This is a genomic window from Shewanella glacialipiscicola (genome assembly GCF_023283485.1).
Lineage (GTDB): Bacteria > Pseudomonadota > Gammaproteobacteria > Enterobacterales > Shewanellaceae > Shewanella > Shewanella glacialipiscicola.
The window spans coordinates 46,561-59,470 of record NZ_JAKILU010000024.1 but is presented as its reverse complement, the minus strand read 5'-3'; the positions used below and the strand labels follow the sequence as shown (position 1 = coordinate 59,470).

Here is a 12,910-nt window from a genome sequence, read left to right as displayed (position 1 = left end):
TCCTTTGTGGGAGAAATTGAGCGAACTGGTATATTCCAGTGCCAGTAAGGTGTCAAATGTTAAGGCTGCTTGCTGGGTTGCCATAAAGCCTGCTTCGGCGATGGCATCGGCCGAAATGGCATCATTGCGGATAAAACGGTAAGCGGCTTCAATATCCGCGGCAGATTGGCTGATTTGTGGCACAGATTTTCCCGTATGAGCTGCCAGTGCTGCTGACAATGCTATCAAGCGTTTGACACGCCTTGCATCACCTAGGCTAGCGTGTTGGAAGAGATGTTGGGCCCATTGTGCTGGGTTGGAAATAAAATTCATAGAGTGCGCCTAAAGTTGTTTTGCAGATCAGATCAACAACATCAGCGCAAGTTCAAAAAAATCCCCCCGAATTTATCGGGGGATTTGTGTAGAAGAGATAGGCCTCAGGCACCTTTTTTATTGCTTTTAAACTGCGTTAATACCGATTAAAAGTGGTATTTGGCAATCACAGAATAAGTATCTTGATCTACGCCTTTCACGCCATATTTATTTGTCCACAGGTCATATTCAATACCCACAAATAACTTATTGGCTTGATGATCGCCGAACAGACTCTTACCAAGATCGTATTTTAGCTGTGGGTTGAAGTGGAAGTTCTCTTCGTAGCCGTTATCATCGGTGGCAAATACCCAATCGATAAAGCCATCGAGTACTATGTTGGCTGAGCCAATAGGAATATCGATACGGAAAACAGGTGTGAACTGCCAGCCATCGCTATTGTTACCTGTGCTCATACCATTACGACGGTAAGTATTAAAGTTCAAATAGGTGAAGTAGGGCACGGCGACATCTATGCCTAAGCCGTAAAGCAAACTGTGGACTGGGCCTTCACCTTCTTCATAGGTTAATGCCAGAGATAGATCGGTCACCGGACCAAAGGCTATCTTTTCGCCAAGGATTTTACTGGCACTGAAGCGTGGTGAAATTTCACCATACGTCGTGTTGTCCATACCTACATCGTTACCTTTGAAATAGATAAAATCTTGAAAGGCAAACCAATCACCGTATTTCCAAGCGCCCGCTGTTTCTAGTGTGACAGTGGCTTGTTTATCCGAGGCAGCTAAATCGTAGTCTTCACCATATAGCGCTGTGGCACTGAAATCCCACCATTGTACTAAGTCACCGGCAAACGCTTGAGGAGAAAGCATTAATGCTAGGCATAGGCCTGTTTTTTTCATTGTTATTTCCTGCTGTAGAGGTCGATGTTAATTCGTGTTTTATTCAATCTATTCTTTGCTCTAATGGCATGGCTTGATGAGTTAGTTCAAACGTAACGCAGGAGCACGTCAAAGGAGTGACTAAAAAAGTGAGGGCAATATATGCAAAAACGTATCGTTATTCAAAGTTTTTATTGAGTGTTGTTGTGAATATCACATAATAAAAAGGTGTGCCAATTTGTTTTTATGCTATTGATTTAAAGGTTTTTGTTTTTTTTAACGCTAGGATTATGTCTAAGTTATTTTAAGTTTTAAAATTGATTATGTTTAATACTAAAACAAAATAATGGCTTAGATGTATACGCGTGTAAGAATGGTGCTTAATTTATGCTTGGTTGTGGACTGTAAACTTCGACATATTATGTCGATTATCCGTAACGCTGCTGCTATAGTTGCTGCATAGGACACTCTCATTTCAGGGGGAAATATGGAGTTTTCAAATCCGATTTTAGTGTGGGCAGTGGTGGGGTTAGTATTAATGCTGGCTGAACTGGTGGTTCCCGGTGGTGTGATTGTGTTGCTCGGAGCAGCGTGTTTAGTTGTGGCTGGTGCGTTAAGTATAGGGATAGTCGAAGGCGTAGTACAGAGTATGACCTTGTGGTTTATTGCCGCGATTGTGTTGTTATTGGCCTTTAGACAAGTAACACAAAGGCTCGTTGGCGGGGATTCCCATGTGGATAACACCGATGAGGCAATTGACTTATATAATCAAATTGCTCACGTAAAACAAACCATTGGTCCAGGGCAAGCAACTGGGCGGGTGGAGTTCCAAGGATGTGAATGGCCAGCACTTGGCGATGGCAGTATCATAGTTGCAGGTACTGATGTCAGAATTATTTGTCGTGAAAATATTGCTCTAGTCGTTGAGCCCGTTGCTGTAGAAACTGCCAAAAATTAAAGGATGGGATCTATGTTTGTATTTACCTTAGTGATTTTATTTATCTTTTTTATTCTCTATAAGCTAATGCTCATCGTACCGATGCGTGAAGTGCATGTTATTGAGCGTCTTGGTAAATTTCGTGCAGTATTACAACCAGGATTTCACTTTCTCATTCCCTTCTTCGACCGCGTCTCCTATCGTCATGATACTCGTGAACAAGTCTTAGATGTGCCGCCGCAGAGCTGTATCTCTAAAGATAACACTCAACTTGAGGTCGATGGCCTCGTCTATCTAAAAGTGATGGACGGTAAGTTGGCAAGTTATGGCATTGAGAACTATCGTAAAGCTGCGGTGAACTTAGCCCAAACAACCATGCGTTCTGAGATCGGTAAGTTGAGTTTGAGTGAGACTTTTTCAGAGCGTGACAGCCTAAATGAATCCATAGTACGTGAAATTGATAAGGCATCTGAGCCTTGGGGTATCAAGGTGCTACGTTATGAGATCCGTAATATCACGCCTTCACGTCATGTTATCCATACCCTTGAAAAGCAAATGGAAGCAGAGCGTCGTAAGCGCGCTGAAATTACTTTAGCCAATGCTGAGAAAGCGGCGATGATCAATATGTCTGAAGGTGAACGCCAAGAGGCCATTAACCTATCAGAAGGCCAAAAACAAAAACGGATTAATGAAGCCAAAGGTACCGGACAAGAGATCGCGATTATTGCCAAAGCGAAATCTGAAGGCATGGCGATGATCTCGCAGGCGTTAGCCGTTAATGGCGGTACTGATGCAATGAATATGCTACTAAAAGAGCAGTTTATTGCTCAGGTCGGTAAAATTCTAAATGATGCGCAAGTGTCAGTGGTTCCTGCGGAAATGGCAAAACTCGAAGGTTTCTTCGAAGGTATGGAGCAAGTCACTCAGACAATGAGCGGCCAGAATAATCTTGGCAAAGGAGCACGATAATGAATATTCCCCTAGATACTGATTTAATTGTTATGGCAATTTGGGGACTTATCTTTGCCATTTTTGTGATTAAGTTATTCCAATCTATTCGCCTAGTACCGACTAAGTCTGCTCATATTGTTGAGCGTTTAGGTAAGTATCATTGCACCTTAGATGCAGGTTTCCATACCTTGATCCCCTTTGTGGATAAAGTCGCTTTTATTCATGATTTGAAAGAAGAGACCATAGATGTTCCACCACAGGAGTGTTTTTCGAGTGATGAAGTGAACGTTGAAGTCGATGGGGTCATTTATATCTCAGTGACTGATCCTGTGAAAGCCAGTTACGGTATTACGGACTATCGTTATGCAGCAATCCAGTTAGCACAAACAACAACGCGTTCAGTCATTGGGACACTCGATCTTGACCGTACCTTCGAAGAGCGTGATGTGATTTCTGCCAAGGTTGTGCAAGTTTTAGATCAGGCGGGCGCTATGTGGGGAATACGCGTACACCGTTATGAGATTAAAAATATTACCCCACCAGAAACCGTTAAAAATGCCATGGAAATGCAAGTGAATGCTGAGCGTGAGCGTCGTGCATTATTAGCTAAGAGTGAAGGCGACAAACAAAGCAAAATTAATCGTTCTGAAGGGGTTAAAGCTGAAACGGTAAACCGTTCTGAAGGTGAGATGCAGCGCCGTATAAACGAAGCTGAAGGTAAGGCTGAGGAGATCTTAACCATCTCCCGCGCAACGGCGGAATCGATAGAACGTCTTGCCTCTGTGATTGCCGCGCCGGGTGGTCACAATGCTCTGCGGATGCAGCTCGGCCAGCAGTACTTTAAGCAACTCGATGGCTTAAGTCAGAAGAGTAGTCGCGTTGTATTACCGGGTAACATGGTTGATTTCGACTACTGGATGAATAGCATTGGCTTAACGGAAGAAAAACCCACTTAAGGTTGTTGGTTAACCGATAACTTAAGTTTTATTCTTATTGTAACATAAGGTCAAATATTCTGTATTTGACCTTATTTTTTGGTCGTCATTTGATGAGTTAGTCGATGGCTAAAATTGATGGTACAGCTTCTGTTGAATGAATGATTAGAAGCTGTTGTCAGGGTTAGATGATTCATTAAGTGTAATACTAATAAGCTAAACGTTCATGAATTTGGGAATGACTGTGAGTTTCTATCAGCGCTGCTATTTGGTTTTGTTCTAATTGTTTCAGTGCAGATATTTCATCATAAATTTTATCTTGAACATCCAGTGGCATGCGGACATGCTCCATAAACATCCTAATACCTAGCATGTCGCCATTCTTGAAAAGTTGGCTAAATTCGGTGGCTTCTATCTCAATTAGTGCATTCATAATACGTCACCCTAAGGTTGGATTTAATAAAGATACAGTCGTTTGACTGTTGATTAAGAAATACGCCTAAGTTTGATCTAGGTCAATTAAGCTGCATGTTAATCTTTATTAATAAAATTATTTGTTATTTTTTAACAGTGGCTTACGATTTTGTTAAAATAACACTTTTTAGATCTGAGTTGTTTAAAACAGAGGGTTTTAAGAGGTGATTGGATGAATGGTGAGTGATGAAGCGGCAATCGAAGCGATATCACATTATCGTTTAACAAATAAAAAATAGCGGCTTCGGTAAAACGCTGGCCGCTATTTTTTGAGTCATTAGCCTATTAAAATAAGCCAATATAGGATGTAAATGTTATTTGGGAACGGGCAAAATCTGACAACCATTAATACCCGCCTTTTGTAACGTATGGCGTTTACGCTCGGCATCACGCTTGCGCTCGTAGGGGCCTAAAGCGACTTTGTACCAAATACCAGTCGTGCCTTCGATTTGCCTTACCTGTGCTTCTAAACCTTGAAACGCGATCACGGCTTTCATCTCGTTCGCCTGTGACTCTTGGCGGAAAGACGCACACTGCAACTGATATAGTACGGGTGTGCGGCTTGCCACCACCTCGGGGATATCGACCTCGACATGTTTGTTTTCGAGCTCCTTGAGATAGGTCCATTCTTCCTTTGGCTGTGGCGGCAAGGCATTAGGATCTTTCTTCAATGGGACGACTACGGGCTCAGCTACAGGTACAGGCTCAGCGGTTTCCTCGGGGATCACCACCACTTGGCGCGCGGGTTCCTTCACCTTAGGAGTCAGTAAGGTGGTTTCTTGCGGCTTAACCTTGATTTGGGCTTTTTTGACCACTGCGGGTTGCTGCTTCTCCTCTTGCGGAGCATTATTTTTAATACTCCAGAGAAAATAGATGAAACCACCCACAGCGAGTATGGCAAAGGCTATCAGCGTCAGCGGCAGTCGAGTGCGCCGCGCCGCTTTAGATTGTGAAGGCTTGGCTCTAGATGGACGAGTTGCGCGTACTGGGCGCGGTTTAGCGCCCGTTTGCGGCCTTCTATTGGCATAATCGCGATGACTCATGGCTTACATCCGCTCTAATGTTTCGATACCGAGTAGATTTAGGCCTTTTTGTAAGGTGCGGGCTGTCAGTTGTGCTAACAATAAACGGCTATTCTTTTGCGCGTCGTTATCGGCTGCTAGTACAGGGCAAGCTTCGTAGAAACTAGAAAAAGCACCGGCAAGTTCATATAAATACGCACACAATACGTGCGGTTGGCCTTTGTCTACAACGCGATTGAGGATTTCACCGAACTGCGCCAACTTGTTACCGAGATCTTTCTCTTTTTCATGCTCAAGTACGATTTTAGCTTGGCTGAGATCCAAATCCGTTACACGCTTGAATATGCCCACAACACGGGTATAAGCGTATAACAGGTAAGGCGCGGTATTACCTTCAAAGCTAAGCATTTGTTCAAAGCTGAAGATGTAATCGCTGGTTCGATTTTTTGATAAGTCTGCATATTTGACGGCGCCAATCCCAACAACGCGGGCGATTTCAGCCAAGGTCGCCTCATCCATATCAGGATTTTTGCTGCGCACAAGTTCGAGCGCTCGCACGTTAGCTTCATCTAATAAATCAACTAATTTAACCACACCACCGCTGCGGGTTTTGAATGGACGGCCATCTTCGCCGTTCATGGTGCCAAACCCTAAGTGTTCTAATGACATATCTTCACGAACAAATTTGGCCAATTTAGCGAGGCTAAAAACTTGCTGGAAATGTAGTGCCTGACGTAGGTCAACAAAATACAGTACGCGATCAGCTTTCAACACGCTTGAGCGATAACGCATTGCCGCAAGATCGGAGGTGGCATACAAGTAGCCGCCATCGGCCTTTTGGATGATAACAGGCAGTGGCTCACCTTCTTTATTACGGAAGGCTTCTTGGAATACGACTTTGGCGCCGTTGCTTTCAGTTAATAAACCTTGGGCATCTAAATCTTTAACCACTTGTTCAAGATCGGCATTATAAGCACTTTCACCGTGAACATCAGCGCGGGTCAAACTCACGCCTAAACGGGCGTAAACGTCGTGGCAGTGACTTAACGAAATATCGTTAAATTCGCGCCACAGTTTATTGCAATATGCGTCGCCCGATTGCAGCTCAACCACTAATTGACGAGCGCGAGTGGCAAACTCTGCCGATTCGTCGAAACGTAATTTAGCAGCGCGATAAAAATTTTCTAAATCAGACAGTTCTAGCTGGGCTTGCTCGCCATTTTTGGCGCGGAGTTCTTCCATATAGGCCAGCAACATACCAAATTGAGTACCCCAGTCGCCCACATGGTTTTGGCGAATGACGTTATGGCCTAAAAATTCTAGTGCGCGCACCACACTGTCACCAATGATGGTTGAACGTAGATGGCCGACGTGCATTTCTTTGGCAAGGTTTGGCGAAGAGTAATCGACGACAATGGTTTGCGGTGTTGGCAGTTTGATACCGAAATGCTCATCGTTAAGTGCATTTTGCAGTTGGTCTGCTAAGGCGCTGTCGTTGATGAAAAAGTTGATAAAGCCAGGGCCTGCAATTTCAACCTTAGCCACAAAAGTAGAGGCAGGTAAGGTATCAATGATCAGCTGGGCTAATTCGCGTGGGTTCTTGCCCGCGACTTTGGTCAGCATCATGGCTAAGTTAGTTGCCAAGTCGCCATGACTCTTATCCTTGGTTCGATCTACCTGAATGCGCGCTTCAAAGTCAGCAGGCACAATACCTTGTTGTTTAAAGGATTCGAGTGTTTGTTCAAGTAATGATTGGATATGTGATTTCATGGGTTCTAATCGGCACTAACTTTAAGAGTGAATACAGGGAATAACCGCATATTTTAGCCGTTTGTGGTGAGCAATTGCTATCTTCCCGATGATTTTTTATTAAATGACGCTTAAATATTTATCAAATCCGCGACCTAGAGGAGATCCTGCGGATCTCTATCTAAGCTCCAGCGACAGCGTTTGGCTTCGATGAGTTGCTCTACAAGCGGATGAATACGCTCAAACTCTTGCTGCAGTCGGTTGCGGTTCTTCGCTTGAAATAACAATTGGCGCCGAAACTTACCGGCTTTTTTATCTAAAGGCGCAGGCATAGGGCCAATCACCTCAAACTCTTTATCTTGGGGTAAAAGCGCTGCAAAGGCGTTGAGAAAGTTATCGGCATCACTGGCTAAATGAGCTTCAGCGCGCACTAATACCATGTGCCATGCTGGTGGCAATAGCGCCTGTTGACGTTCTTTTAATTGGCTACGGGCAAACTCGCCATAACCACGGTGTAGTAAATCGCGCAAAATAGGGTTATCGCTCTGGTGAGTTTGCAATAATACTGTTCCGGGTTTACTGGCGCGTCCCGCACGGCCTGCGACTTGGGTATAAAGTTGCCCAAAACGTTCAGGCGCTCTAAAGTCAGCACTAAACAAGGCACCATCAACATCGAGCAGCCCCACAAGTGTGACATCGGGAAAGTGGTGGCCTTTGGCGAGCATTTGCGTGCCCACTAAGATTTTATATTCCCCCTTATGAATTGCGGTTAAATGGGTTTCTAGTGAACCTTTAAGACGGGTGGTATCACGGTCGATACGCACTACCGGATGTTTGGGAAACTCCAGTTGCAGTGCCTCGGCGAGTTGTTCTGTGCCTATGCCTTGGCCCATCAGCATAGTGCTGCCGCATTTGTGGCATTGTTTGGGGATGGCATATTGATTGCCACAATGGTGACAACAAATTTCGCCAAGGGACTGATGTACAGTGAAAAAAGCATCACAGCGGTCACATTCGTGTAAATGCCCACACTCGTGACACAGCAGCGCTGGCGCAAAACCGCGGCGATTGAGAAACAGTAATACTTGATTTCCTGCATCTAAGTGCAGGCGAATTTCGTTCAATAATGGCACCGACATACCCGCCTTTAGTGGCAGATTTTTTATGTCGATAATGCCTTGGCGCACTTTTTTAGCCGCGCCAGCACGCTCGCCCAATTGTAAATGATGGTAACGACCGCTTAAGGCATTTTGTAGACTTTCGAGTGAGGGCGTGGCCGTACCTAATATCACCGGAATAGACTCTAAATGACCGCGCATGACGGCTAAATCGCGGGCATGGTAACCCACACCTTCTTGTTGTTTGAAGCTACTGTCGTGTTCTTCATCCAAAATGATAATGCCGGGATAGGCCATAGGCGTGAACAAGGCCGAACGGGTGCCGATAATGATTGCCGCTTGGCCACAGCGGGCTTGGCGCCATGCTTCGAGTCTTTGATTGTCTGTTAACCCTGAGTGCAAGATGGCGACATTGACTTTAAAGCGGCGCTTGAAACGATTGATCGTTTGTGGCGTTAAGCCGATTTCAGGAACTAAAATTAACGCTTGCTTACCTTGCTTGAGGATTTCTTCAAGTACAGCTAAATAGACTTCCGTTTTACCCGAACCGGTAATGCCCTCTAATAAAGTACAGTGATATCCTTGCTGTAAGTTTAAGGTCGCAACCGCGACGGCCTGTTCTTTATTCAGTTTATGTGGCGTTTCGTCCATTTCAAGTGTGGTACGCCAGTCGAGGTTAAGCTCGGCGATTTTTTCGTGGCGCGCCACCCAGCCTTTATCTTCGAGGGCTTTAAGTGCCGCTTTACTGATGTCTAAGCTAATGACATCTTCTTGGGTTAAGTTGGCTGATTTTAGCAACTCGAGTAATTTCTTTTGAGCGGGCGCGCGCTTAACGGCTTCAGGCGCAATATTTTGGCCTATTTCGGTTAATTGCCAAAATTGGATCTTTTGCGGCGCGGCATCGAGCCCTTTACGCAGGGCTACAGGTAGAGCTTGGGTTAGCATCTGCCCTTGGCTGCAAAAATAGTATCTCGCCGCCCAAAGGGTTAATTTATAAAGTGATTCTGGCAACAAAGGTTTGTCGTCGATAAACTCAAGCACGGACTTAATTTGCTTAGGGGCTAAGCTGCACGTATCTGTGATACCTGTAACGAGTCCGATCAATTGTTGTCGACCAAAGGGGACTTTAACGCGCACGCCTATGTGCGGTGTACTAGGATAAGATTCGGGTACGCGGTAGCTAAAGGTTTGCCGCATAGGCACAGGTAACGCAACTTCGACAAACAATGACATATGCAGGCAAGTCTTAGGCAAGAATGTGGTTTAGTGTACTCAGCGCGGCAGGCTAGGGCTAGCCCTAATGATGGTTTACCAAAGGATAGTTAAGAGCAAATAAATGACTAATATAGTGAAATCATTAGGTCTACTGGCTTTAGTGTGTAGCGCGCCGAGCGTGGCACAAGTCTCCCATGTGAGCGTTAACAGCCGTATGTTTGAGTTAGGGGGGTATCCTAAACTCAGGGTGAATGTGATTGCTGACAATCAAGATATGTCACGCTTAGAGTTTGTGGTGGTGCAAGCTGGCGGCGAAGAAAAGTTAATGGTTGAGGAGCTTAATCGCTTTCTAGTGTTACTGACGGGCGTTGAAGATGTGGAGGATAGCAACGCTAAATTGTTAGTTAGGGAATACCGGCTCGATCGCTGGTATGACGTCAAAAGTATTAGTTTATTTGGTGCCGTTAAATCAACCTCGATAGCCAAAACAGCAACTGCGACAGTAGCTGTAGGGGCTAAAACGACTACCGCAACGACTCCCAAACGTATTGCTACCGCCGTTGAGCCGCCGGCCAAAACGATGGCCGAATCGGCGTTGCTCGCCGATAAAAGCACCACGGCTTTAAATCCCCAATCGAATGAGCCCGTAGTGGCAGCCTCTGTAGGGTTTAACTTTTCCGATACGGCTCTTGGACAAAAGGTGCCCGTTGCCGCTGCAGATAAAATGCCTAACGCAGCTGATAGCGTTAGGCAAGCAGAAACCTTGGTGGCAGTGAATGATGAGCCTAAACGACAGCAGGCCAATAATGCTCAAAGCGCCTCATCGACGCTTGAAGATTGTCAGCTAACGTATATTGCAGGTGAGACGCTATGGCGCACGGCCAATCGCTATGCAAAGGATTGGAACGTGAGCGTGTATGGTGCGATGCTGGCGATTTATGAGGCAAACCCTGCTGCTTTCTCGAAGAATAAAATCAACGCACTCAAGAGTAATGCGGTGCTAGCTTGCCCTTCGAAAATAATTTTAGTGCAGTATGCCAATGCACAAGAGGCAAAGGCGTTGTTTGAGGCGAAAGATGCTGGAAAATAAAGTGGCAAATCAGCATGAAAAACAGACGGGTTTTAACCACTAAACGCTCAGATAATCTACTTGTATCCGTTGGGGCTATGCTGTAACATTCTGCGCCCTAAACATATTGTTATTAACATGCATGTGGTATCCGACTACGGGTTGGAAGAGCGACATGGCCTTACACTTTTGAGGTAACCCCAATGAAACCAGGTATTCACCCAACATACGCTATCATCACTGCAAACTGTACTTGTGGTAACGTTATCAAAGTAAACTCTACTGCTGGTAAAGATTTACACTTAGACGTATGTGGTGCTTGTCACCCATTCTATACTGGTACACAAAAAGTTGTTGATACTGGCGGTCGTATCGACAAGTTCAACAAGCGCTTTGGTGCACTTGCAAAGAAATAATTACAATTGTAATTATTTTAAAAAAGGCGCCTTCGGCGCCTTTTTACTTTTTGTCATTGGTTATTCTCAATCCTCTAGCGCTATATAAAACACCCATCCGGTATGGCTTCACTCAATAAATCACCAATATATCCAATATCTATAATTCAAATCGGTTATTCTACTTTTTATAGTATTTAAGGATAAGTTAAACACGCTAACAGTTAGATATTGTAATTTAACCAAAATTACGCCTGCAAACCTGCTGTAACTCGCATCATGTCGATAAAATATATGTTTTTTTTCTACAGTAATTAATAACAAATGTCGCTTTATTAGATGAGATAAGTTTATAAAATTAAGCTTAGAGGATCTATTTGCCTGCTAAGATGAAGATTATGAATATCTTATTTTAAAAGTCGCTTTATTGGCGTATCTTACCTCGACCAGCAAGACTATGTATATCGCCCTTATAAGAGGCGAAATAGGTGTTGGTCGACCTTACGTTCATAACTTATAAATGCCGCATTTCAGGATTTTAAAATGTCAGATATTCGTCAACAAGCACTCGATTATCATGAATTCCCCGTTCCAGGAAAAACCGCAGTTTGTTTAACTAAACCAGCCGAAACGAGTCACGATCTTGCCTTAGCTTATAGCCCCGGAGTGGCTGAGCCAGTACGTGAAATCGCCGCTAATCCTGACAATGCCTATCGTTATACCAATAAAGGTAATACGGTTGCCGTGATTACTAATGGTACCGCTATCTTAGGTCTAGGTAATTTAGGCCCTTTGGCATCTAAACCTGTAATGGAAGGTAAAGCATTATTATTCAAGCATTTTGCGAATATTGATTCGACGGATATTGAAATTACGCATAATACGCCTGAAGAATTTATTAATACCGTTGCTGCGATTGCAGATACTTTTGGTGGTATTAATCTTGAAGATATTAAAGCGCCAGAATGCTTTATTATTGAGCGAGAATTGATTGCTCGTTGTAAAGTACCGGTATTTCATGACGATCAACACGGCACCGCCATTGTTACTGCGGCTGGTATGATTAATGCGCTAGAAATTCAAGGTAAGTTGATTAGCGACGCTATCTTTGTGTGTATGGGCGCCGGTGCTGCTGCGATTGCTTGTATGACTATGTTGGTAAAATGTGGTGCTAATCGCGCTAACATTTACATGCTAGATACTAAAGGCGTTATTCATTCTGGCCGTACAGACCTTAATGAATACAAAGCACTATTTGCTAATAATACCGATAAACGCACCTTGCTTGATGTAATCAAGGGCGCAGATGCATTTTTAGGTTTATCTGGGCCTGATGTGATTGGCGCTGAAGAAGTCGCATTAATGGCTGATAAGCCAGTAATATTTGCCTGTTCTAATCCAGACCCTGAAATTACACCAGCACTTGCCCACGCAACACGTAGTGATTTAATTATGGGCACGGGTCGTAGTGATTATCCAAACCAAGTTAATAACGTGCTGTGTTTTCCATTTATTTTCCGTGGTGCATTAGATGTGCGTGCCTCATGTATTAATGATGAGATGAAAATTGCCGCCGTCTACGCGCTTGCAGGATTGGCAAAAGAAGTCGTACCAGCAAGCGTATTAAAGGCTTATCCTCAGGTGACGTCATTAAGTTTCGGTGCTGAGTATGTGCTGCCAAAACCGATGGACCCACGCTTATTGCCAGTAGTCGCACGTGCTGTTGCACAAGCGGCTATTGACTCTGGCGTTGCTGTTATTACGACTTTGCCCCAATACGCCGACTAAACGAAAAGTCCTTACGACATAAAAAAGAGACTTATGAGTCTCTTTTTTATTTCTAGGTCTAAGTTAA

The 12,910-nt window shown here is 44.3% G+C and carries 12 protein-coding genes; 6 read left to right on the top strand and 6 right to left on the bottom strand.

Translation table 11 applies throughout. The features are described from left to right. Together L2717_RS15280 and L2717_RS15275 are read right to left on the bottom strand one after the other, a co-directional pair. Positions 1–312, bottom strand: a 312-nt coding sequence (locus L2717_RS15280) for an IS4/Tn5 family transposase DNA-binding protein (protein WP_283106116.1), incomplete at its 3' end; no start/stop codon positions are given. A gap of 146 nt (positions 313–458) precedes the next feature. Next, a complete protein-coding gene (locus L2717_RS15275) occupies positions 459–1,211 on the bottom strand; it encodes an outer membrane protein OmpK (protein ID WP_220773131.1) in 753 nt (250 codons plus the stop codon). A 466-nt stretch (positions 1,212–1,677) separates the two neighbouring features. Here L2717_RS15275 and L2717_RS15270 point away from each other — a divergent pair, with 466 nt between their 5' ends. The 3 genes from L2717_RS15270 to L2717_RS15260 are packed head-to-tail and all read left to right on the top strand — an operon-like array spanning position 1,678 to position 4,034. Next, entirely contained in the window at positions 1,678–2,148 is a 471-nt protein-coding gene (locus L2717_RS15270) for an NfeD family protein (RefSeq protein WP_220773130.1), read from the top strand. Between the two features lie 12 nt (positions 2,149–2,160). Continuing rightward, the gene (locus L2717_RS15265; protein ID WP_220773129.1) at positions 2,161–3,096 is read left to right on the top strand and encodes an SPFH domain-containing protein; all 936 of its coding nucleotides are present in this window, start codon (positions 2,161–2,163) and stop codon (positions 3,094–3,096) included. Next, a complete protein-coding gene (locus L2717_RS15260) occupies positions 3,096–4,034 on the top strand; it encodes an SPFH domain-containing protein (protein WP_220773128.1) in 939 nt (312 codons plus the stop codon). The genes L2717_RS15265 and L2717_RS15260 overlap by 1 nt, the downstream gene beginning before the upstream one ends. 187 nt (positions 4,035–4,221) lie before the next feature. Here the strand turns inward: L2717_RS15260 and L2717_RS15255 are convergent, their stop codons facing one another. The 4 genes from L2717_RS15255 to priA all read right to left on the bottom strand — a co-directional run bounded on the left by L2717_RS15255 (position 4,222) and on the right by priA (position 9,609). Then, entirely contained in the window at positions 4,222–4,446 is a 225-nt protein-coding gene (locus L2717_RS15255; RefSeq protein WP_220773127.1) for a hypothetical protein, read from the bottom strand. Between the two features lie 355 nt (positions 4,447–4,801). Further along, entirely contained in the window at positions 4,802–5,530 is a 729-nt protein-coding gene (locus tag L2717_RS15250) for an SPOR domain-containing protein (RefSeq protein ID WP_220773126.1), read from the bottom strand. 3 nt (positions 5,531–5,533) lie between these two features. Continuing rightward, positions 5,534–7,279: an arginine--tRNA ligase gene (gene argS, locus L2717_RS15245; protein WP_220773125.1), complete on the bottom strand. Its 1,746-nt coding sequence runs from the start codon at positions 7,277–7,279 to the stop codon at positions 5,534–5,536. A gap of 134 nt (positions 7,280–7,413) precedes the next feature. After that, on the bottom strand, positions 7,414–9,609 hold the full coding sequence (gene priA, locus L2717_RS15240; RefSeq protein WP_107885159.1) for a primosomal protein N': 2,196 nt from the start codon (positions 9,607–9,609) through the stop codon (positions 7,414–7,416). A gap of 103 nt (positions 9,610–9,712) precedes the next feature. Here priA and L2717_RS15235 point away from each other — a divergent pair, with 103 nt between their 5' ends. From L2717_RS15235 to L2717_RS15225, 3 genes are all read left to right on the top strand, one after another. Then, positions 9,713–10,681: a FimV/HubP family polar landmark protein gene (locus L2717_RS15235; RefSeq protein ID WP_220773124.1), complete on the top strand. Its 969-nt coding sequence runs from the start codon at positions 9,713–9,715 to the stop codon at positions 10,679–10,681. 182 nt (positions 10,682–10,863) lie between these two features. Next, complete coding sequence (gene rpmE / locus L2717_RS15230; protein WP_076499292.1) at positions 10,864–11,076, top strand: 50S ribosomal protein L31; 213 nt, start codon at positions 10,864–10,866, stop codon at positions 11,074–11,076. Positions 11,077–11,598: 522 nt separating this feature from the next. Beyond that, the gene (locus L2717_RS15225; protein WP_220773123.1) at positions 11,599–12,843 is read left to right on the top strand and encodes a malic enzyme-like NAD(P)-binding protein; all 1,245 of its coding nucleotides are present in this window, start codon (positions 11,599–11,601) and stop codon (positions 12,841–12,843) included. Positions 12,844–12,910: the final 67 nt, after the last annotated feature.